This window comes from Leptospira idonii (genome assembly GCF_004770995.1).
GTDB classification, from domain to species: Bacteria; Spirochaetota; Leptospiria; order Leptospirales; family Leptospiraceae; genus Leptospira_A; species Leptospira_A idonii.
On the sequence record NZ_RQHW01000018.1, the window covers coordinates 43,211 to 65,318 of the forward strand.

Sequence of the window (22,108 nt, forward strand, 5' to 3'; positions counted from 1 at the left end):
TATCAAGGGTTTTTGGTATCGAATAAATCGAAAACAAAATTTTACTGGTCACTATGTCGGCAGCAATTTTAGCAAAAATCAATGAAATGGATCTAGTGACCCAGCACCTTGTGCAACCGGATGATTTGAACTACCACAACAACCTGTTCGGAGGGAAAATGCTCTCCTGGATCGACGAAGGGATGGCCATGTTTGCGATGATGAAAATCCAATATACGAACATAGTTACCGTAAGTATGGACAATGTGGTATTTCGCTCTCCGGCAAGAGCGGGAGATATCATCCAAATCTACGGAAAAATCATCAAAACGGGAAAATCTTCCGTGACCGTAAAAACATTGGCGATCACCAACAATCCTCAAACGGGAAAATTAGGAGAAGTGATCGAAAGTGAAATCAGCTACGTATGTTTGGATGAAAGAGGAAAGCCCTACTTTCATTTTAGAAATTTCAAAATTCCTGTGAAGTAACAAACAACCTGGCAAAAAGGTGAAAACATTTTAAAAAAATTTGCGAAATCACCGAAGAAGATCGCCAAACAGACAGCGATATGATAAAAGGAACCCATTGGGTGGCGGGTCTGGTACCCCACCCTTCAGTCAGGGCGGGGAGATAATATTCTCCTACTTCTTAGGATCCCATTTAGGAAACAGTTCCGATTCGACTCCTAGCAGATTGAAAATCCTTCCTGCAATAAAGTCACCCAGATCGTCCAAAGACTTCGGCATTTGATAAAATCCGGGAGAGGCAGGCACGATGATTCCTCCTGCTTCGTCCAAACTCAGCATATTTCTCAAGTGAATTCTGTTGTAAGGTGTTTCTCTGGGAACTACGATCAAACGTCTTCTTTCTTTCAGACTCACATCTGCAGCACGTTCAATCAGATTTTCCGTAAAACCAGCATTAATCGATGCAACCGTTTTCATACTGCAAGGAACGACAACCATCGCATCCCAAGAATTTGACCCGCTGGCAATATCGGAACCTATATCGAAAAAATCGCGTATATGAAACTTGTGTTTTGTTTCCGGTTTCCACCTTTGTTGGATGAAATCCAAAACATCTTCTGCATTAGAGACTTTCGTTTCGTATTCTTCTGAAAAAATTCTCAGAGAAGCAGGACTTACCGTAAAATATGTATCCCCTGGAATTTCGGATAAGGCCCGCAAAAAACGAGCCGCATAAATGGAACCGCTTGCTCCCGCAAGCCCGACCACAAGCTTCACTGAAAACTGATTCCGGAAGAAACTTTCAAAAGAAAATCAGACCATTTGTCCGCTAAAATTGCCAAAAACAAAACCACACTGATCCAGGAATTGATTTGATAGAACCTAAGAGGAAGTTCCTTCGATTTATGATCCCAGGAAATGCGGTGTTCGTAAACAAGGAGACCAGTAATGACCAGAAGGATTAGAAAATAAGGAAATCCTAATTCGCTGACAACTCCCGCCAGACAGAAAATGGAAATCGAAAATATATGAAACAGAACGGCGATAATTCTGGATTTAGATTCCCCTAACTTAGCGGGTATGGAATGAAGGTTTTGTTTCTGATCGAAATCTGCATCTTGGATGGCGTATAATATATCGAAGGCGGAAATATGAAACAAAAGACCTGCGGAAAACAAAACGGGAACCAAATCGATTCGCTCTAAGATTGCGATCCAAGCCCCCAAAGGCGCCAGGGAAATGGCAAAACCCAAAACGATATGGCAGAAAAGAGTGAATCTTTTGGTGAGAGAATAAAGAAACAAAACGAATAAAGCGGGGAAAGAAAGTAAAAATGCGAGTTTGTTCACGAAAAAACTGGCAAAGATAAAAATAAAAGAAGAAAGCCCGATAAACAAAAGTGCGGACAGTTTGGAGATTTTTCCGGAAGGAATTTCCCTGTTTTCGGTTCTGGGATTTTTTTCATCGATTTCGGAATCCACATATCTATTGAACCCCATGGCGGCACTTCTGGCACTCACCATACAGATCACGATCAAAAAACCGATGCGAATGAGGTCTGCTGTTTCAAGAGAAGATTCAAGATACGCTAAGATAAAGGAAATCCCCGCAAAAGGGAGAGCAAAAAGAGTGTGAGAAAACTTGACCATTTGTCCGTAGAGAATTAAATTTTTGAAAAATTTCATCGTGGCTTCACTTCTTTAGCCCAACCTTTAGACTGGTTCCCAGTTTTTTGGTTCACTAAAGATCTTTTTTAACCGTTCTTCTCTAGTAGAGTCCTTGCAATGAAGTTTCTGCCCTATTTTAATTTTTTTCTGATCTTGGGAATCTCCCCTATTTTGGTAGCTCATCCTTCGGAAGAAGATCGTCCCGTTAAAATTTTCTTTCACTGCGGGAAAGAAGCGCATACCCGAATGAACTCCGAAGGGAGAGGTGGATTGGGAGCACTGCTGCAGTGGGTGGAAACGGAAAAGCTGGATTATGAAAAAAAGAACGGAAGAGCCTATCTTTTGTTTCCTTATTCCGACAAAAAAGACAAACGATTGAACTCTTATCCTTACGACGGTTATCAGGAAGAAAAACAATCCTTATTGGAATTCGGTCCAGTGAAACTAGGAATAGGTTATTTATCTTCTCACGGAAAAACGGAAGATCTCTCCGATTTTGACGGATGGATTTATTTCGTAAAAGAATCGGAAGAGGTTCTTTTGGCTACATTAGAATTTCCTAAAGATCCTTACTTCCCTATTTTTTTATTGGGTGAACCCGGACAGAGAGCCAACTTTCGTTATTCAAGAAACATACACCAAGTGACCTGTCCGAAAGACTTCGGAAAACTAGGCAGCCTGGAACTTTATTTTCGTAAAAGAGATATGATCCGAATCCATCATGAAGTGATCTCCATCAATCTAACGGATAGAAACAGATCTTGGAGAAAAAAACACGATTCCGTAAAAGAGGAAGATCTTCCTGTCAATTCTCGGAATAAGACGGACAAATCTTCGCCAGAACACAAGAAGGACAATCTGTACGGCGGGCTGCGCAATTCTTACGACCGAGAAATATTAGGTACAGAGACAGGTTTCTCCAATACTCCCTCGGCACAGTCTCCATAATTTCCTTTTCTATCTTCACAGGATCCGTTTGGTTCGTAAGTCCCAAACGTTTCGTCAGTCTCTTCACATGAGTGTCGACAACGAATCCGTCGGACACTCCGTAAAGCTCATTTAACACAACATTGGCGGTCTTTCTTCCGAAACCGGGAAGTAAAATCGCTTCTTCCAAAGTTTGAGGAATCACTCCTCCGTAATCTTTTAAAAGAAGTTTCGCAAATCCTTGTATGTTTTTCGCCTTATTGCGGTAAAAGCCCGTCGAAAAGATTTTTGTTTCTATATCCTGCAGCTTTGCATCCGCAAAAGATTGTAAGCTGGGGAAGGTTTTGAATAATTCAGGAGTGACTTGATTCACTCTTTCATCCGTACATTGTGCGGATAAAATGACTGCGATCGCAAGCTCGTGAGGTTGTTTGAAATGGAGAGGAGTTTCCACTTCCCCGAACTCTTTTCGCAACAAACGATAGAGTTCGCGGATATAGACTAAGTTAGGTTTTTTACCGGTCTTTTTCATAAAGACCGGTAACTAAAATTGATTTTACTTGGAAGGATTTGCCTGAGGAGCTGGGGAAGCAGTTGCAACACTCTTCACTCCTACATATTTTTTAGGAGCGATTGCTTGGATGTCTCCACCGTGGTCTTGGATCGCCACTTTCAATCCTTTTTTGCGAAGAGTTCTCAATGCTCTTGTGGAAATTTTAACGCGAACCCATCTGTTTTCATCTTCTAAAAATACTTTTTTAGTAACGACATTCACCTTCCAAATACGGCGGTTCTTTTTGTGCGAGTGAGATACATTGTTCCCCGCTGCCGTTCCTTTTCCAGTTACTACACATCTTCTAGCCATAAAATTTCCCTTTGTTTCGCTATGATTTTGTACTTAATTTTCGGGTCAATTCCAAACGAATGTTTTTTTGAAAGAAAGAGAAAGCTTCTTCAGGAGTGTCCGCAAAAGAGAAAAGCTGTAGATCCTCCTTGCTGATCAGTCCGAATTCCGCCAAAGCAGGGAAATTGATCACTTTTTTCCAAAACTCCGTTCCATAGAGAAGGATGGGAATTTTAGTTTTTTTCTCCGTTTGCACCAAAGTGAGAGTTTCGAACAATTCATCGAAAGTTCCGAACCCTCCCGGAAATGCGATCATTCCTCTGCAATGTTTCATAAACCATAATTTGCGCATAAAAAAATAGTGAAACTCAAAAGAAAGCTCTGGAACCGCATAAGGATTCACATGCTGTTCCATAGGGAGCACTATGTTCAATGCAATGGAGTTACCACCTGCTAATTTCGCTCCCCGATTCCCCGCTTCCATAATTCCAGGGCCGCCCCCAGTGCAAATGTGCAGATTTCTGCCGGGAAATTCCTTTTCCCAATGACAGGCCCATTCCGTCATCAAACGAGCAAATTCAACCGCTTCTTCGTAGTATCTGACAAATGGAGTCAGCCCGTTTAGATTAGGATTACCCGCCTTTTCTTCCGGGCTGGGAATTCTTGCGGAGCCGAAAACGACTACAGTGTCCGTAATTCCGTTTTTTGTCAGTTCCGCTTTGGGATGCAGATATTCGGAAAGCATCCGAACCGGACCAGCATTGTCCCCCCATAAAAAATCTTTGTTTTCAAAGGCTAAATCTGTCATTGTATGATTAGGATCGACCTTATCCTGCGGCACCTTCATAGGAAATTTTGAAAAGTATGATGAATTACTGGAAATCCTTATTTTCCCGAACGGGGAATCAACAAACAGACGTTCATCTATTTTTCCCTCATTTGAATTTCAGGGAAATCGAATTGAAAGAAAAATTCATCGAGTCTTGGGAAAACTATCATTCGAATCTTTGGAAAGAAGAGACAGATCTCGCATGGGAAATCCAGCCGGAAGCGGTTTTGAAATGCAACTTGAGGATCTATGTATCGTGGGTTCCCCAAGGAAAAGATAAATATTTCCATCTATTCTTTCCCGATCTGTTTCGAAAGGAAAAAGAAAAGAGCTTACGATCGCATATTCTCGGTTTTTTGGAAGATCGAACGGAAAAAGAAACTTTCCCTAAAACTAATTTTTTCTCACAACTTACGAACATTCCCAAATACTTTCATTGGAAAAAATTGACTTTGCAGGAAGGAGAATTGGATCTTCCGGAAGATTGGATTTGGACCAAAGAAGGATTCTCTCCTTTGGTGTTTCAAAACAAAATCCAAGTGAAAGTCAGGATCGGAAGATTGGAAAAAATTTTTTACAGATGGAAACACAGAAAGTTTTATTCTCCCTCGCCTCTTGTTGGAGAACTTTATGTGAAATGCAAAAGAAAGTATGCGGAAGGAAGTTACGGAGAAACTCTATTTCTCTTTTTAGGTTATTTTTTAGAGAACCCTAAAGATCATTATTTCTTAGAATACTGGAACCTAACTCCCATTTTGGATCCAAACATAACTCTTCGAATTCCCAAAGAATTATGGAACCATAACCGCAGCGGGAAAGAGAGATCTCCGATCTATTGGATCGAAGATCTTAAATTCGGTTACGAGAATACGTTTGAATCTAGGCCTGTCTACCGGGGCGCCACTTCTTCGCTTGATCGTCCAAAATAATGAAACGGGAGTTTTTCCCGATCACAACTTCGTTGATCTTTTTGTCCTGAAGAGCTCGATAAACAGAGGTTCTACTGGTGTTCTTTTTCTCTGCAAAATATTTTATTTCCAAAAGACTTTTGCTTACTTGTCTGCAAGATTGTATGATCGTATCGGTCATCGTTGCTTGAACCTCGTCTGTTAGACGTAATAGACGATTGATTATAACCTAAAAACTATCCATGCGAATAAAAAATTCGATCGTTTTTTCGGAATCCCTAGGTAAATCCATAGGATTAGAACCGGAAAAATGCAAAAAATTTCCAGTAGAAGTCATCGGTTCGATGGCGATTGATTTTCTATCGTTCGGAATGTACACCTGGAAGAAATGTCCTCCTCCTACGATTAATTTTTCCTTTCGATGGATGGAGAAAAGTCCTAACTGTCCGGTTCCTTCGATGGACTTATACAAATGGTCCATAGACCTTCCTTCCAGTTTCATTTCGTCCTTGAGACGAACTGTACCGTCTAATAGCCGTTCCGGTAGGAGATAGTCGCCTAATTTAACTTCGTAAAAACCGGAACCGAATAAGTACAAATCGTCTACATAAGACTCTGTTCCCCAGCGAAAGTAAGGATGAATTCCTAAAGAGAAGGGAAAATCTTTCCCGGAAAGATTTTCCAATCGATAACGAACTTTCAGTTCGTGATCCGTCAGCACAAAAGATTCAGTCACTCGGATTTCAGAAAGAATCGTATCTTTCCAAGAATCGGGGAGGCGGAAAGAAAAATGCGCTTCCGAACGGGAATCGGATTCCATTTCGAAAATCAAATCCCTGGGAAGATTATGATATAACCCATGTGAGGGGATTCCGTTTCCATCCGTAAGCCAGTGAACACTGGGATAAAAAGGTTCCTTGGCCCAAGGATTCGGATCCAAACGATTCACCCAAGGAAACATGAGAAAAGATCCGGAGGCGAAAAAAGGATCCGATTCTTTGTGTCCTGCTACGACGGAAATCGGTGAAAAATCCAGAGGAGACGCTAAAACTAAATCCAGCCACTGCCCTCCCGCTTCCGGGGAAATCTCGAAATTAGCCTGTTTCGTTCTCAAATGATACAAGATTCTCCCCCCAAAAATGATTGAATCCAAAGTTTCCGATCATACAAAGGTTCTTATGCCTTCCAGAAAGCACTTTCTTACAGTTTTCACAATCGTTTTTACCGCAGTTTTTCTGCAGTCCTGCATCATTGCCAGTTTCCCTGTCTTCGGAGGGGGAAAGGCGGATTTCGAAGAAAAGGTAATCTCCGGAACCGATAAAGATAAAATCTTAATCATCCCCATCGAAGGGATCATCAGTGATGAAAGCAAAGAATCGTTCTTCGGGGGCAGTACGGAATCAGTGGTCGCCCGCGTAAAAGAATCTCTCAAGTTCGCAGAAAGAGATCCTTTTATCAAAGGAGTCATTCTTAAAATCAATTCTCCCGGCGGAACGGTTACTGCGAGCGACATCATCTATCAAGAAATTCTGAATTTCAAACAAAGAAAGAGAATCCCTGTTTTCGCAGGATTCATGGACACTGCCGCAAGCGGTGCCTATTACATCGCAATGAGTACGGACTCCATCGGTGCCCATCCAACAACCGTTACAGGTTCAGTTGGGGTGATCATGCAGGGTTTCAACTTCAAAGAAGGTTTGGATAAGATCGGTGTCAAAGATCAGTCCATTACGTCCGGAGCGAACAAAGCGATCGGTTCCCCTTTCATCGACCAGTCTCCTGAACAAAAGAAAATACTCCAATCCATCGTAGACAATTTGTATCATCGATTCTTCCAGATCGTGAAAAAAGGAAGACCGAATGTTCCTGAAACCAGATTGAAAGAAATTTGTGACGGAAGAATTTTCACCGCAGAACAAGCTAAAAACGAAGGTATGGTGGATTTCATCGGATACTTCGAAGATTTCCAATACAGATTGATGCAGCACGATAAATATTCCGGCGATAAAAGCGGAAACCCGAAACTGATCGTTTACCAAAGAGGAAAAGGCAGAGTGGAGAATATCTACCAAGCGAACGGATCTTCCGAGAACCAAATCAAATTGGGAATCGTAGATAAGTTTTTAGGTCAGAACTCCGGCGCTAAATTCTATTATCTTTGGGATCTGTAGGCCGGACGTTTCATGTTATTTAATTCCATTGCCTATCTAGTTCTATTTGCAGTTACATATCTAGTTTACTGGAATATTCCTCAAAAAGGGAGAAAGCCGCTTTTGCTTCTTTCTTCCGTAATTTTTTACGCTTATTTCAGTTTTCCTTTTTTGTTTCACTTCCTGGGAGTCGTTTTAGTCAACTACTGGTTCAGTGAAATTATATTTAAAAGAAAATCGGAAGGGAAACCCTATCAATTTGCCCTAACTACGATTATCTGCCTCAACCTGGCAAACTTAGTTCTTTTTAAATATTTTTACTTCATCACAGGAACTGTGTATTCGATCTCTGGTTGGACGCAGGTAAAGACGTTCGCTGATTCTTGGAGCATCTTTCTCCCTCTTGCCATCAGCTTCTATACCTTTCAGATCATCGCCCTGCAAGTGGATCTTCACAGAGGAATCATCAAGGAAAGAATTAGTTTCTTAGACTACTTCATCTTCATTCTGTTTTTCCCTCAATTGATTGCAGGCCCGATCATGAGGTCGGATAATTTCCTTCCTCAAATCAACAATCCTGAAATAGACGATGACCGAATGAAAAAAGGTCTCTTCTTGATTTTAGGGGGACTTTTCAAAAAGGTAGTCATCGCAGAGAACGTAGCTCCCATCATCGCTCCTGTTTTTATGGATCCTGCGAAGTATGACAGTTATTCTCTTTTCTTTGCTGTATTAGGTTTTATCACACAAGTGTATTCCGACTTTTCCGGATACACCGATATCGCCAGAGGTTCTGCCAATTTACTCGGTTACGAAATTCCGGAAAATTTCAAAGGCCCCTACTTTGCTCAAAGTTTCAGAGATCTTTGGTCGAGATGGCACGTCACCCTTTCTTCTTGGTTGAGAGACTACCTCTACATTCCTCTAGGAGGAAACCAAGGAAGCATCTTTCGTTCTAATCTAAATATGTTCATCACTATGTGTTTGGGAGGACTTTGGCATGGAGCCAATTGGGCCTACGTTGCTTGGGGAGCTTATTTAGGCGCCTTCTTGTGGATCGAACGTTCTTTGTATTTGGCGAGAGGAAAAAAGAAAATCATACCGGACAGTTTCCCTTTTGCGACCCTCATCCGAACCATTTTCGTATTCCTTGCTTTTGCTTTTTCTGGAATTTTCTTCCGTTCTGCGGCCAGAGGGGACGAATCGATGTCTGTCGTTTATGAAATCTTCAAAGGGATTTTCACTTTTCGAAGCGTAGGGGACACACTGGACAGAGTGAACGAACTTCCTTTGTTGGTAGCGGCCGGCCTCTTCTTCAACTGGATGCAATATTCCGATGCCACTTATACGAAACTAAAGCCGTATCAAAATTATATCCTTCCTGTTTTGGCAGTGATCATGTTACTTTTGTTAGGTATTTTCGGAGACGGGGGACAGGATTTTATCTACTTCCAGTTCTAAGTCTAAGGAACGGTTTGTTTTTTTTCATAAGAAACAAGCCGTTCTTTTCCTCTATCTCCCCGCTTTTTTCTTTGTTTGGAATTGTCAAAACGATCCTTCTTGGATTCGCAAACTTCCTTCCGAATCAGGCAGCCAAGTTGTTTCTTATCCTGCTCTTTCCTTGGGAAACTACGAAAGACCTACTGAAAAAAAATCTCCCATGCATTCCAAAGACTTTCACTCCGATTGGACGGAATGGATTCTAATCGAAAAAGAAAACCGATTCCGTAAAGAATGGAGATCTTTCGTTTTTCATAAGGAAAAAAAGAAGTTTGTCCGCGTTTTAGGAGAAGGAAAATACAAACAAGAAGGCCCTTGGATTCTTTTCGAAACGGAATCGGTTCGTAAATACGAATGCAATGAAGAAGAAGTTTCTCATCCCTCCCGATGGAAACAAAGATCTTATTTACCTTGTCCTTCGGAAACATCCGTTTCTATTTCTGTAAACATTCCTCACAAACTATTGTATCATTTCGATTCGGAAGAACGTTCCATTGCACCTTTGCAGTATGAATCTGGTTATTTAGAGTCAGGCTTCGGAATCGGATGGGAATCCGGCAAACCGTATGAAGAAGGGATTTTGTTTAAAAAGGCGAAGAGTAAATACGTGAAAAAAGAATTCCAACCTCACGTATATTACTACGGGAGGTTGGATTGACTCTAGAACGAATCAAAGAGGGTAACCATCTCTAGAAAAGAATCATAACGTTTATTTATAAGCTAACACCGCGCAAGCTCTTCCGTATGTCACTACGTCTTTCGCTGCTTTTTCTTCGAATTTGGTGATGCCGTGTTGTTTGAAAGCGATGCTTGCTTGGTTTGCGAAATTACCCGCTTCACAATAGTTTCCCGCTTTAAATGCCGCATTGGATGTAAGATAAAGAATAGATGCGTAACTTTTATGCGCTTTCATTCCGATCGCTTCTCTGATCTTTAACGCACGTTTGTAATGAAGGGAAGCAAGTTCGTATTCTCCTTGGTTCTCCTCGGAAGTCGCTACTTTCAATAATTCGTTTGAAATTTCGGTCAAAGTTTCTTTGTCGTAAGAATTCACGAGAGAGCTGATCTCTTCGTTGTCCAATTCAGACTCAAAAGCAGAAAGAGAGAATGTTAAACCTAAAATCAAGAGTGTTGAGATAGTTAGCTTCATTTTGACCTCCGGGAAGAAACATTCTTTGCAGAATCCGTTTTCTTCGCTTTCGATCTATAGAATGCAACATCCGTGCCAACATTTCTACCGTTCCGGAAAATCAAGAAATACCGCTAGAATGCCTTGGATTGGCATTCTAGGAAATAGAGATAGTTTCTAAGAGTGTATTAAAAATAGGAAGGAAATCAAAATGGAAGCTAAATTGCCCAAAGTTTAGGCAATTTGTTCTAATTTTTATTAGGTTTTAGTTCATCGTCACTGATTTCCAACTCTCTTTGTAGAAAATCGTTCAAATCCATGGACCGGAAGTGATCTCTGTCTCCGTCACATTGTCTGCTACCCGGAACCGCCAAAGTTCTTCCTGCTACGGTGATCGGCTTCAAAAACATATTGGAAGTGAGAGGACAATTCGGTCCTGGAGCGAGTCCATTGAAAGAACAAGTGGCTCCTTTGATGACGTCTTCCGGAATGACATCCGGTTTTCCCGGGGTTTGGAAGGTAGGATAAGGACCTTCGTTGTACCAGCGAGAGTACATCCTTCCCCAAATCGGAACGGCAACCCCTGCCGCAGTCGTTCCCTGTCCCAAGGAAAGGGAAGATTTATCGAACCCCATCCAAACGACAGTCGTAAATTTAGGATCGAAACCGCAATACCATACGTTCGTGTAAGAAGAAGTGGATCCGGTTTTTCCTCCCGATTCCCCTTTGTAATTTCCTTTGTCGGAAGCACGAAGAGTCGCAGTAGGTGTTCCTCCTGTAGCCACACCGATCAACATTTGGCGGATGATGTATGCTGTGGATTCGGGAATGATCTGAATGGTTCCGTTTTTTGCTTCTTCTGCAAGTTCTTCCTGAACTTCTTTTTCTTTATTGTATATGACGGATCCGCTTTGATTTAGCACATAACGAACGCTAAAAGGAATTACATCCTTTCCTTTGTTCGCCATGATGGAATAAGCAAGCGCCATTTCATAAGGAGTGAGTTCCGCCACTCCCAAAGCAAGCGCTGGCCCTGTAGGATATCTTGTTTTGTTTGTTTTCGAAACCTTAGATGCAAAATCAATGACAGAGTCTGTGCCGGTTCTCATCAACACCTGAACGGATACGATGTTCAAAGACAAAGAAAGGGCTCTCGACAAAGGCACCATTCCCCTGAAGTCCCCGGAAATATCTTGAGGAGAATACCCTTCTCCTTCTTCCGTAATGGTTGTTAGTGGAGCATCCATAATTCCAGTTCCGGAACCGACCGCTCTGTTTTGAATCGCAGCGGCATACACCATCGGTTTGAAAGAAGACCCTGTTTGTCTTCTTGCCTGCATCGCTCTGTTGAACTGGTTTTTAGGAGTGAACCTGGATCCTCCCACCATTGTTTGTATATAGCCTGTTTGGTGATCAATCGTAACAACGGCTCCCTCTACGTGCAAATTAGAGGAGAACACTAGGGAAGATCTGCGGAATTCTTTCACAGCAGCACTTTCATTCTCTGAAGGTATGAAGTCTGTGAGTAATTCCAAAGAAGATGCCAGTTCCTTTTCCAAATGAAGTCGGAAGATTTGCCTGTCATCCAAATTGGTGATATAAGGAACTCCTACGGGGAAAATAGTGCCCATAAGATTGTACAAGGAAACTAATCCTCTGTCGGCTCTTCCCGCATAACGAAAGTTCGCTCCGAATGCGTATCGATCCTGGTCGATGAGTCCCTTTCTGAGTTCCTCTTCCGCAATCTCTTGTTTTCTTACATCCAGAGTGGTATAAACGCGAAGTCCTCCGGTATAAACCGCTTCCTCGCCCACTTCTTTTTCCAAAATTTGGCGCACCCATTCCGTAAAATGAGGAGCTCTGTTCAATTTCGTTCCCCATGTGGAACGAGAAGGAGATTGAGTGATTACGATCGGCCAATATTTTTCCCAAAATTCATCGTGGATCTTTTGCACTTGGTCTTTAGGAACGAATCCGTTTTTGGCCATCAAATTCAGAACGAGTAAATGTGCCGTTTTGGCATCTTTCGGATTTTTGAAAGGAGAATAGTTGACAGGTGCTTTCGGAAGTCTCGCAAGAAGGGCCGCTTCCGCAATATCCAAATCTCTTACGTCTTTTTGGAAATATACATTGGCCGCAGAAGAAAGACCTGTTGTTCCGTGACCCAGATAGATTAGATTGAAATAAATTTCTAAGATCTCTTCTTTTGTGTATTCTTGTTCTATCTGTAAGGTGAGGAGCGCTTCCAGAAACTTACGAGCGAATGTTTTTTTTCTTTCTTGTAAAATCGTTTTGGCAAGCTGCTGAGTAAGAGTGGAACCTCCCTGCACGATTCTTCCCGCCAGAACGTTTTTGATCGCCGCTCTTATGATGGCGGAAAAATCGATTCCGAAGTGATTGAAGAAATTATCGTCCTCTACGGAGAGAAACGCCTGGATCACATGAGGAGGAATGTCTTGGTATTTCAGAAGTTCCTGTTTGTGGCGATACAATTCCGCAAAAAGGATTCCGTTCGTATCGTACAGTTTGGTGGGAGTGGTCGGCTGGTAGGATGCCAGCTTTTGCAGCTCCTTACCTTGGTTGACTTCGGATAAAATGTATCCGAAGAAAATTCCGCCGAATAGGGCGAAAACGAAGAATGCTGTCAGCGTATATTTTAAAGTTTTTTCTTTGTCCATGATCGATCGTCTTTATAAATGAAAACGTAATCCTTCTCTTGCCAGATGGATTTTTAACTTCTTCTCTCCCAATAATTCCTTATGCTGTTCCGCAGCACGATAAATCTCGTAGATCTTTTCATCCGAATAACTAGGTTCATGATGAGTCAGTACCAGATTTTTCACATTCCAAGAAGTGGCACAGTTTACGGACATAGTGTACGATGTGTGCCCCCAGTCGAATTTGGAAAAGGATTCGTCCAAAGTATACTGAGTGTCCAAAATGAGAAGGTCCGCTCCTTGAAAGAAAGGAGCATAGTCGTGGATGATGCTCATATCCTGCCCTGTGAATTCCGCATCCGTAGCAAAGATAAAAACTTTCCCTTCTCTGTTTGTGAACTTATAGGCGTACGAACCGCCCGGATGTTTCAAAGGATGGCATTCTACTTTAAGCCCTCCCGAAAATTGCAAAACATCTCCAGGAGAAAAAAGCTGAAATTCTTTGGCGGAGCCAGTGCCGGAAAAATCCACGGGAAAAAATTCGGGAGATTGTTGGCGTTCTAATCTGGCTTCTAAATCCGCATAAGGAGAATGGAATTTTAATGTGAAGTCGGGGAAATAGATGGGCTTAAAAAAAGGAAGCCCTTGGATGTGATCCCAATGTGTGTGGGTGATGAAAAAGTTCACATCTTTCTTCTGTTTGTTTTTGAAATATTCTTGGATGAGGTCGTCCCCTACGTTTCTTGCCCCTGTTCCGATGTCCAAAACATAGAGTTCTCCGTTATCGTCCGTAACGGTCACACAAGTAGTATCGCTTCCGGTCACGAATTTCAAATGATAAGGAAGAGATTTCCAAAATTCCTCCGCAGATGCGGGGGTACGGTTGGGCTCTTTAGAGTACAATTCGATGATTTCTAGGATTTTTTTACGATAATCCTGATTGCGAAGCGGGGCGGCGATGGATCCACGTACCCCAAAGAGTTGAACGACCACTTCCTCGATCCTAGGAAATCGACTTTCCTTGTCACTCAAGATTTACGACCTTGAATTTATGGCCCCTCGTTACCCCAGTTATGAAACTCGATTCGGTCCAGAATTAACGACTGTCGTTCGTGCCTTACTTGTGGCAAATGGGATCGTATTTGTTCTTCAATTTTTAGAAAATCTGATCCTCAAAACTTCCTGGATCGGAGGCATTTTGGCGCTAAATCCCGCCCTAGTTTTGAAGGGATTCGTCTGGCAGGTAGTCACATATTCGTTTTTGCACGTTCAATTCTGGAATCTTTTGATGAACATGCTCATGTTATGGATGTTTGGCGGACAATTGGAGGAACATTGGGGAAGTAAACCTTTCCTGAAATTCTATATTTTCTCCAATTTGGCAGGTGCCCTTGCCGCTGTGATCGCCGCTTTTTTCGGAATGAGTCCGGGAATCGTCGTAGGGGCAAGTTCCGCCGTCTACGCTTTGTTATTTGCTTACGCATTGACCTGGCCGAACCGGGAAATGCTGTTTATGCTGATTTTTCCTCTCAAGGCGAAATATGTTGCGATCCTATTTATGCTGATCTTACTTTTTTCTGGGGGAGGAGCTATCGTTTATACCTCGCTCATCGGAGGGGTGGTTTCCGCATTTTTTCTGGTCCGATTTTATTCCGGTTGGAAAAAAATTTCTTCCGGTTCCTCTAGCTGGTCTCTTTCCAGATATCTTCAAAAAAGAAGGTTCTTGAGATACCAACAGGAAATGGAGAACAGGGAAAACGCGAAAGACAGAGTAGACAAACTTTTGGAAAAAATCTCCAAAGAAGGTATGGATTCTCTTTCTAGGAGCGAGAAAAAATTCCTCAACGATGCTTCCCAAAAGTATTTCAACGAGTGAGTCCTCCTTTTTTTCTTTTTCCTGTCACTCCGATCAGGTCGCCTTATTATAATTTAGCGATCGAAGAATCCATCGCTTTGCATTTATCTTCTTCCGGTCTTACGGGAGGAGTCAGGATTTGGACGAATCCTCCTTCCATCATACTCGGCCTTTCGGAAAATCCGTTTCGAAATGTACAAGAGGATGTGATCCGACCTTTTCTAGAAAAAGCGGAAACATCCTCCTTTCCCAAAAAAGCAATTCCAGATTTCACTTATATCGCAAGAAGAGCTTCCGGCGGGGGGACAGTGTTTCATAATCCTACGGGAAACGTGAACTATTCCATTTACGTGAATTTGGATGTAAGAAAGGAACTTTTTCCCGTTAAATCCTCTTATGACATTCTACTCGGTTTGGTGGCAAAGGCTCTCATCAAACAAGAAATAGGTGCTAGTGCGAAAGGAAAATCGGATCTGGCGATTGAAGAGGCGGGAGTGATCAAAAAAATCTCCGGCAATGCGCAATTTAGAAAAAGAAACTGCATCGTCCAACATGGAACCTTGATCTTAAAAAAAGATTTAATTCAATCTGTCAGCAATGTCCTTCACCATCCCCCTGAAGAGCCGGATTATAGAAAAGAAAGAACACATAGGGATTTTTTGACAAGTCTGCCGGATCATTTTTCCGTTCCGCAATTCCAGTCCGATTTATTTGCGGAATTTGCAAACTATCTGGGAGAAACACTCCCTTCCCAAAACAAAGATTTTTCCTTCTGGGGAAAAGGGTTTTCTTCTTTTCGGAAACTAGTCCTGAAAGAATCTGAAATTATTCGCAAGCGAAAATATGAAAGTTTACCATTTATACTAAATCGAGAAATTCCCACATGAGTTATTTACAAAAACAAGATCCTGAAGTTTTTTCCGCCCTCAAACACGAGGACGAAAGACAAGAAAATTCACTAGAAATGATCGCTAGTGAAAACTTCGTTTCCCAAGCGGTTTTGGAAGCTTACCATTCTACACTTACCAATAAATACGCTGAAGGATATCCGGGAAAAAGATATTATAACGGATGCGAAAACGCAGACAAAATCGAAGAATTGGCCATCGAAAGAGCCAAAAAGATGTTCGGAGCAGAATACGCAAACGTACAACCGCATAGCGGGGCACAGGCGAACATGGCGGTTTTCCTTGCGACCTTAGAACCGGGAGATTCCTTTTTAGGAATGAACTTGGCTCATGGGGGCCACCTTACTCACGGTTCCGCAGTCAACATCAGCGGAAAATACTATAAGCCGATTCCTTACGGAGTCTCCGAAAAAGAAGAGACTATCGATTATGCGGAAGTGGCAAAACTTGCCAAAGAACACAAACCGAAACTCATCGTTGTGGGTGCATCCGCTTATCCTAGAACCATCGACTTTTCCAAGTTCAGAGAAATCGCAGATTCCATCGGTGCTAAGATTATGGCCGATATCGCACATATCGCAGGTTTGGTGGTAGCGGGAGAACATCCTAGTCCGATCGGACTTTGTGACTTCGTAACTACAACCACTCACAAAACATTGAGAGGTCCAAGAGGAGGACTCATTCTTTCCAGCACAGAACACGAAAAAATTCTGAATTCGAGAGTATTCCCTGGAATTCAAGGAGGACCTTTGATGCATGTGATCGCCGCAAAAGCTGTAGCATTCGGAGAGGCTCTTCAACCGAACTACAAAACATACATCAAACAAGTATTAAAGAACGCTAAAATCCTTGCGGAAGTTTTCCAAAAAAGAGGATACCGCGTGATTTCCGGAGGAACTGACAACCATTTGGTGCTCCTGGATGTTTCCGTAAAAGGACTCACAGGAAGAGATGCAGCGGATGGATTGGACGGAGTGGGAATCACAGTGAACAAAAATGCGATTCCTTTCGATAAAAATCCTCCTGCAGTCGCATCCGGAATTCGATTGGGAACTCCTGCACTTACCACAAGAGGACTCAAAGATGCTGAGATGGAAAGAGTCGGAGGACTCATCTGCGATTTCCTAGACCATTTCGGAGACGAAAGCTGGAAGGCGAAAGTAAAGGACGGAGTCAAGGAAGTCACAAAAGGTTTCCCAATGACAAACTTCCGCTTAGGATAGAGCGGCAGTTAGGTGAGATGAGGTTCCCCCGCCCTGTATCTACTGGGTGGGGAGGAGTGGTTCGTGGGAAGCCGCTCCCCTTCTCCCCTAACACATCCTTCGTTTTTTGCAACTTACTATTCTAAATTTTTAAATTCCTTTCACCTTTTTGCCCGTTTTCATTCACCTATTTGAAATCGGTAACTGACAATCTCCCCTTCTTCCGCATCCGGCTCCTTATATGTCTTTTCCCAAAAGAAAACTTCTCCTTTTTCGGAAATAGCTACGATCGTACTCGCTCTCGTTCCATATCCTGGCGCTGTGATTCGAATGGAAGACAATGCTTTCTCTTTTTCCTTTCCAATTCCCGTATCCGGCAATCCTTCCGAATCGGCCATAGATCGATCGTTTAAAATTTCGAAAATCTTCTCCCAAGGAAACCCTTCATTTCTTCTTGCAGCGAAGTTATCTTCATACAAAGGAACCATCTTGGAACGAAGTTTCTCCGTTTTGGGCCAATTCGTATTCCAAAGAGCATTGCTTAAAGTATGAAATCCCTGTTCTATGACAGAACGCCTTCCTCCTCGGTTCGAAATGTAAACAGGCAAACTGCCTCCATCATAAACGAAGAGATTGAATCCTTCGTATTTGTCCGCATTTGCTTCTATCTCTTTGGAATAAGATTCGGAGGAAAGATCTGAAATCAAAAACTCGGACACAAGTTTCCCTCTGGAGAGAGGATCAGATATGGAAGGAATTCTTAGATTACGATTGTTCGTGACAAAAGCAACTCTACCTTGTTTGGTGACACCTAACCAAGTACCAAACGATTGAAGGTCTCTTCCCGCTAAAATCGCAGGATGATCTTCCCAAAAGGAAGCCTTCTCAGTAGCTCTATTGAAAAATTCATCCCGATTGGAAGCGATAACAATAGGATATCCGGGCCATACTTTGTATGCAAATCCGACCAAACACATACCTGCATCGGAATTCTTTTCGAAGTCTTTGTCAAATTCTTACCGATCTTAGCTCTAAATACGCCGATTAGAAAAGAGTAAATCCCGAAATATTTGGATTGAATTCGCAGGAAGACCCAAAACATTACAAAAAAGGGAAAATGATGAATTTTGACGCAAAAAAAGCAGTCTCCATCTTTCAAGAATCAGTTCTTGACTGGCATAAAAAAGAAGCCCCTCACACCAATCCATATCCAGATAACAGTATAGAAAACACACTCTATCAAAAAAATCATATCGATACCATCCAATGGCATATCGAAGACGATATCAGACGACCTGATATCCCGTTGGAAGAAGTCGTCAGCTTGAAAAGAAAAATCGACAAACTCAACCAAGATAGAACCGATATGGTGGAGAAATTAGACGATTTTATCATCGATCTCTTCAAAACGATCGTTCCCAAACCGAACGCAAGACTCAATTCAGAATCCCCTGCATGGCTTCTGGATCGAATGAGCATATTAGAACTTAAAATCTATCATATGCAGGAACAAGTAGAAAGAAAAGACAGTGCGGCATCCGCAGAACACATTCAAAAATGCCAAAACAAACTCACCATTCTACTCGACCAAAGAGAAGATCTCAAACTTTGTTTAGACGAGCTTTTGTTGGATTACAAAAACGGGGACAAAAAGGTAAAAGTATATCGTCAAATGAAGATGTACAACGATCAAAACTTGAATCCTTCACTTTATAAAAATAAGTAAAAATGAATCTTTTGGTACTTAGGTTTTCCGCCATGGGGGATGTTGCTCTAACGACCCCCGCACTGATTGCGATTGCCGCAAAGTATTCCAATATTCAGCTTACAGTCGTTACCAGGGGAAATTTCGCCCCTTTCTTTTACAATATCCCCAATCTAAACGTACTCGGAATCAATCTAAAACGATACAAAGGAATTATGGGGATTTGGAAATTGTACAAAGACATCGCCAAACTAGGTCCTTACGAACATGTAATCGATCTTCATGGTTCCGTTCGTTCCCGTCTCATTTCCTATTTCTTCAAATGGAAGGGAGTCCCTTTCGAAAAAATAATTAAGGGACGCAAAGAAAAGCTCCAACAGACAAGAAAATACAACAAAAAGCTAAACAAACTTCCCCACACTGTGGATCGTTATTTGAATGTATTCAAAAAAGCGGGATTCGACGCTCCGATCAGAAAGGGGCCTTGGTTGAATGTGGATGGAGAGTCGAAAATTTACGCAAAAGACTACTTAAAATCCATAGGGATAGATAAAAAAGCGGGACAGTGGTTCGGGTTCGCTCCTTTTGCAGGCCATGCTCTGAAAGAATGGAGTTTTGCAAATTGCAAAAAATTGACCGAAATTTTGCTGGAAGAATTTCCTGACTGCAACATATTTTTGTTCGGTGGCAAAGACGAGGCAGCCCAAATGGAAATCCTTCGAGACGGACAAAAAAGAATCAATATAGTCCAAGGGGGTTCCTTAGGAATCAGAGGGGAACTAGGCATTATGGACCGAATGGATCTAATGATCGGGATGGATTCGTCCAACGTTCATATTGCGGCCTTGTTAAAAAAACCAGTCATCGGCATCTACGGAACCACACATCCCATTTCCGGATTCGGTCCTTTCGCCCAAGAAGACTCAGGAGTGCTCCAAGTCGATTTGGCATGCCGTCCTTGTTCCATCTACGGCAATACAAAATGTTGGAGAGGAGATCATGCCTGTATGGAAATGATCGATCCGCTAGACGTTGTTAGACGCATACGATTTTTACAAAATGTAAATACGTTATGGTAACTAAAGTCCGTTTTTTCTTAATCCTCTTTTTAAGCCTAAGTCTTTACATTACCACATCCGTTTTCTCCGATCCTACTCCTTCCGACGAAGAAGATAATTTCAAATTCGAACCGGTATTCATTCCTTCCCCCAACAAACAAAAATTCGAAGAACAAATTTCATGCCGCGAAGATAGCTGCATTAAGTTCAATTTAAATAAAGATAAAAAAGATCTTTCCGGGGTATGGGATGCTTTCGGGAAAAACAGCGGAAAGATCGCCATCGAGATCGACGAACCTAAAATCAAAATCGACGACCCCCTTTTGGAAGACCTTGTGGAATACTTGAGAGAAATAGCAAAAAGAGAAGGTTCAGTGTCTTTCGAGCCTTATTACATAGGAATCAGAAGTTTAGGATTCACCGATCTTCCTCTTTTCAAAGATATATTCGGAGTTTCTTATAATATATACAAACGACTGAAATCTTATTTCGTTTTCGGAAGAATGGAACATTATAATGCAAAAGTTTTATATCACCCGCAAACCCATGATATCCTTCTCATTTATTTTTTTCACAGAAATTACGGAAATCTCTGCGACACGGTATATTCCGTTTGTGAAACCACTCAGTATTTCGATGACGAGACATTCGATCTTCAACTTTCTAAATTATTGACCAAAGCGGAAAAATCGGGGAAACCCATTGAAATCAAATTCCAACAAGTAGGCGCCGAACTTCCGCAGGCGAAGCTGGATGTAAACCATCTGTTGACAGCGAACAGATCTTCCCGACTTTATAAATGGTTGATTGCTTCGAAAGAAATCAATACTAAGAAAACGAAAAAAGAAAGATTTATCAGCCTAAACCTAGTCGTGACAGTGCTTGATTATACTCTCACTGCCTACGAACTAGTGGAAGCCATCCAACTCTATTGGCCGGCAAGATCCATGAAAACGGAAGTGGTTTATGACGACGCAAATGACAAAAAACAAGTTCAATCCGTAATTTTTACCCCGATTAAATCAAACTAAGTCTAAAAACATATCGAATAAACTTTGTTTTTTAGCCTTTCCTTTCATCGCTTCGATGACTTTTCTATAGATATCTTCCATTTCATCCACGCATTTCTCCATTTCATGGCCGGAAGCGATTTCTATTGAGTTTTTGGAAAACTCAGAATATTTTTTTCCATCTGACAAAAGTTTAATGGATAGATCTGCAAGTTGTTTTACATCGAAAGCGGGTGCGATGTATCCGTTCTTTTCGTGTTGGATGAGTTCAGGCAAAGCGAACGAATCTACTCCTACCGCAGGAAGACCGCAAGCGATCGCTTCTAAAACGACTAATCCTTGCGTTTCCATAGTGGATGCGGTTAAGAACAAATCGTACTTAGGATACACTTCATGAAGTTCCGCATTAGGAACAAACCCGGTGAAGATCACCGAGCCGGACAGACCTAAATGTTCCGCCTGTCTTTGCAAAGACGGAATTGCAGGACCTTCCCCTATGATGGTCAAAGTCGCTTTCGGATATTTCTCATGGATGAGTTTGAATGCATTGATCACTACGTCGCAATTTTTCTCATAAGAAATTCTTCCCACATGAAGAACCTTAGGGGCATCGGAGTCGAAGGATTTAACTACACCTGTGAATCGTTTTAAATCCATACCGTTTGACACGACAGTAACAGGTCGTGTGATTCCGTAATCGGCCAATTGTTTTTTGATCAAATGGCTGGGAGATATAACCACATCACATCTATTATATAAATCATTGCAGATCTTCAGAATGATTTTTTTACGGATATTAAAATTATCGAATTTAACGAACTTATCCAGATCCTCTATGTTCATCTTCTTTTTGAACTTATTGATCTTAAAAAACAGTTTGTCCAATTTGAACAGACGATAAAAAGAAACATACATTTCTTGTTCCGCCATCAAAGTATGATAGGTTCCTATGGTGGGAATTCCGAATCTCTCGGCAGCGTTGATGGCATACAGCCCCAAAAGCCCGGGAGTATGAATGTGTATCAAATCAGGTTGAAAGTCTTCGATGACTTTTTTAATTTTCCCCGGACTAGGCAAAACAACTTTGATGTCCGGGTAACTAGGCAGATACCCGGAACGGAAGCGGACTACCTGAATGTTCTGCCCCATTCTGTCAAAATCCCCCTCCCCGTAACGAGGAGCACAGATCGTAAATTCATGCCCTCTGAGAGACAAAAGTTCGGAGAAATTCTTAATGGAAACGGCCACTCCGTCCGTTTTAGGCAAAAATGTGTCTGAAAAATAAAGAACTCTCAAGCTGAACCTCTTTA

22 protein-coding genes are annotated in these 22,108 nt (G+C 41.9%); 11 read left to right on the forward strand and 11 right to left on the reverse strand.

From position 1 onward, the window contains the following. The first annotated feature begins 53 nt into the window (after nucleotides 1-53). Nucleotides 54-470, forward strand: coding sequence for an acyl-CoA thioesterase (locus EHS15_RS06045; RefSeq protein ID WP_246051914.1), 417 nt, complete (start codon nucleotides 54-56; stop codon nucleotides 468-470). A gap of 153 nt (nucleotides 471-623) precedes the next feature. Here the strand turns inward: EHS15_RS06045 and EHS15_RS06050 are convergent, their stop codons facing one another. The 5 genes from EHS15_RS06050 to EHS15_RS06070 all read right to left on the reverse strand — a co-directional run bounded on the left by EHS15_RS06050 (nucleotide 624) and on the right by EHS15_RS06070 (nucleotide 4,695). Continuing rightward, a complete protein-coding gene (locus EHS15_RS06050) occupies nucleotides 624-1,226 on the reverse strand; it encodes a UbiX family flavin prenyltransferase (protein ID WP_135759657.1) in 603 nt (200 codons plus the stop codon). Beyond that, the gene (locus EHS15_RS06055) at nucleotides 1,223-2,134 is read right to left on the reverse strand and encodes a UbiA-like polyprenyltransferase (RefSeq protein WP_135759658.1); all 912 of its coding nucleotides are present in this window, start codon (nucleotides 2,132-2,134) and stop codon (nucleotides 1,223-1,225) included. Before EHS15_RS06055 ends, EHS15_RS06050 begins: the two co-directional genes overlap by 4 nt. A 787-nt stretch (nucleotides 2,135-2,921) precedes the next feature. Next, entirely contained in the window at nucleotides 2,922-3,575 is a 654-nt protein-coding gene (gene nth, locus EHS15_RS06060; protein WP_135759659.1) for an endonuclease III, read from the reverse strand. A 24-nt stretch (nucleotides 3,576-3,599) separates the two neighbouring features. Then, nucleotides 3,600-3,908: a 50S ribosomal protein L28 gene (gene rpmB / locus EHS15_RS06065; RefSeq protein ID WP_135759660.1), complete on the reverse strand. Its 309-nt coding sequence runs from the start codon at nucleotides 3,906-3,908 to the stop codon at nucleotides 3,600-3,602. A 19-nt stretch (nucleotides 3,909-3,927) separates the two neighbouring features. Then, entirely contained in the window at nucleotides 3,928-4,695 is a 768-nt protein-coding gene (locus EHS15_RS06070; protein WP_135759661.1) for an LOG family protein, read from the reverse strand. 56 nt (nucleotides 4,696-4,751) lie between these two features. On the opposite strand from EHS15_RS06070, the gene EHS15_RS06075 reads away from it, so the two are divergent. After that, a complete protein-coding gene (locus tag EHS15_RS06075) occupies nucleotides 4,752-5,645 on the forward strand; it encodes a hypothetical protein (RefSeq protein WP_135759662.1) in 894 nt (297 codons plus the stop codon). Nucleotides 5,646-5,853: 208 nt separating this feature from the next. Here EHS15_RS06075 and EHS15_RS06085 read toward each other — a convergent pair whose 3' ends face one another. Next, complete coding sequence (locus EHS15_RS06085) at nucleotides 5,854-6,738, reverse strand: aldose epimerase family protein (RefSeq protein ID WP_246051915.1); 885 nt, start codon at nucleotides 6,736-6,738, stop codon at nucleotides 5,854-5,856. A gap of 64 nt (nucleotides 6,739-6,802) precedes the next feature. On the opposite strand from EHS15_RS06085, the gene sppA reads away from it, so the two are divergent. The 3 genes from sppA (at nucleotide 6,803) to EHS15_RS06100 (ending at nucleotide 9,932) form a co-directional block, all read left to right on the forward strand. Next, entirely contained in the window at nucleotides 6,803-7,795 is a 993-nt protein-coding gene (sppA, locus tag EHS15_RS06090; protein ID WP_135759737.1) for a signal peptide peptidase SppA, read from the forward strand. A gap of 12 nt (nucleotides 7,796-7,807) precedes the next feature. Continuing rightward, nucleotides 7,808-9,235 carry an MBOAT family O-acyltransferase gene (locus tag EHS15_RS06095; RefSeq protein ID WP_135759664.1) on the forward strand — a complete coding sequence of 476 codons (1,428 nt, stop codon included), beginning with the start codon at nucleotides 7,808-7,810 and terminating at the stop codon, nucleotides 9,233-9,235. A 199-nt stretch (nucleotides 9,236-9,434) separates the two neighbouring features. Further along, nucleotides 9,435-9,932 (forward strand): hypothetical protein, encoded by a 498-nt coding sequence (locus EHS15_RS06100; RefSeq protein ID WP_135759665.1) that lies wholly within the window; start codon nucleotides 9,435-9,437, stop codon nucleotides 9,930-9,932. A 51-nt stretch (nucleotides 9,933-9,983) separates the two neighbouring features. Here the strand turns inward: EHS15_RS06100 and EHS15_RS06105 are convergent, their stop codons facing one another. The 3 genes from EHS15_RS06105 to EHS15_RS06115 form a co-directional block, all read right to left on the reverse strand. Further along, complete coding sequence (locus EHS15_RS06105; RefSeq protein WP_135759666.1) at nucleotides 9,984-10,424, reverse strand: tetratricopeptide repeat protein; 441 nt, start codon at nucleotides 10,422-10,424, stop codon at nucleotides 9,984-9,986. A 227-nt stretch (nucleotides 10,425-10,651) separates the two neighbouring features. Further along, the gene (locus EHS15_RS06110) at nucleotides 10,652-13,081 is read right to left on the reverse strand and encodes a penicillin-binding protein 1A (protein ID WP_135759667.1); all 2,430 of its coding nucleotides are present in this window, start codon (nucleotides 13,079-13,081) and stop codon (nucleotides 10,652-10,654) included. A gap of 12 nt (nucleotides 13,082-13,093) precedes the next feature. Then, entirely contained in the window at nucleotides 13,094-14,053 is a 960-nt protein-coding gene (locus tag EHS15_RS06115; protein WP_135759668.1) for an MBL fold metallo-hydrolase, read from the reverse strand. A gap of 28 nt (nucleotides 14,054-14,081) precedes the next feature. Between EHS15_RS06115 and EHS15_RS06120 the strand changes: the two genes are divergently transcribed. Genes EHS15_RS06120 through glyA form a run of 3 tightly spaced genes read left to right on the forward strand, consistent with a single transcriptional unit; the run spans nucleotide 14,082 to nucleotide 17,046 of the window. Then, nucleotides 14,082-14,936 (forward strand): rhomboid family intramembrane serine protease, encoded by an 855-nt coding sequence (locus EHS15_RS06120; RefSeq protein WP_246051916.1) that lies wholly within the window; start codon nucleotides 14,082-14,084, stop codon nucleotides 14,934-14,936. After that, a complete protein-coding gene (locus EHS15_RS06125) occupies nucleotides 14,933-15,802 on the forward strand; it encodes a lipoate--protein ligase family protein (protein WP_135759669.1) in 870 nt (289 codons plus the stop codon). Before EHS15_RS06120 ends, EHS15_RS06125 begins: the two co-directional genes overlap by 4 nt. Then, nucleotides 15,799-17,046 (forward strand): serine hydroxymethyltransferase, encoded by a 1,248-nt coding sequence (gene glyA / locus EHS15_RS06130; RefSeq protein ID WP_135759670.1) that lies wholly within the window; start codon nucleotides 15,799-15,801, stop codon nucleotides 17,044-17,046. Before EHS15_RS06125 ends, glyA begins: the two co-directional genes overlap by 4 nt. Nucleotides 17,047-17,204: 158 nt before the next feature. On the opposite strand, the gene EHS15_RS06135 is transcribed toward glyA, so the two are convergent. Continuing rightward, nucleotides 17,205-18,002 carry an NRDE family protein gene (locus EHS15_RS06135; RefSeq protein ID WP_135759671.1) on the reverse strand — a complete coding sequence of 266 codons (798 nt, stop codon included), beginning with the start codon at nucleotides 18,000-18,002 and terminating at the stop codon, nucleotides 17,205-17,207. Nucleotides 18,003-18,145: 143 nt separating this feature from the next. Between EHS15_RS06135 and EHS15_RS06140 the strand changes: the two genes are divergently transcribed. Genes EHS15_RS06140 through EHS15_RS06150 form a run of 3 tightly spaced genes read left to right on the forward strand, consistent with a single transcriptional unit; the run spans nucleotide 18,146 to nucleotide 20,819 of the window. Then, on the forward strand, nucleotides 18,146-18,751 hold the full coding sequence (locus tag EHS15_RS06140) for a DUF4254 domain-containing protein (RefSeq protein ID WP_425460629.1): 606 nt from the start codon (nucleotides 18,146-18,148) through the stop codon (nucleotides 18,749-18,751). Nucleotides 18,752-18,753: 2 nt separating this feature from the next. Beyond that, a complete protein-coding gene (locus EHS15_RS06145) occupies nucleotides 18,754-19,809 on the forward strand; it encodes a glycosyltransferase family 9 protein (RefSeq protein ID WP_210416305.1) in 1,056 nt (351 codons plus the stop codon). Next, a complete protein-coding gene (locus EHS15_RS06150) occupies nucleotides 19,803-20,819 on the forward strand; it encodes a hypothetical protein (RefSeq protein WP_135759673.1) in 1,017 nt (338 codons plus the stop codon). Before EHS15_RS06145 ends, EHS15_RS06150 begins: the two co-directional genes overlap by 7 nt. On the opposite strand, the gene EHS15_RS06155 is transcribed toward EHS15_RS06150, so the two are convergent. After that, complete coding sequence (locus EHS15_RS06155) at nucleotides 20,811-22,094, reverse strand: glycosyltransferase (RefSeq protein ID WP_135759674.1); 1,284 nt, start codon at nucleotides 22,092-22,094, stop codon at nucleotides 20,811-20,813. The genes EHS15_RS06150 and EHS15_RS06155 overlap by 9 nt on opposite strands. Between the last annotated feature and the right edge of the window lie 14 nt (nucleotides 22,095-22,108).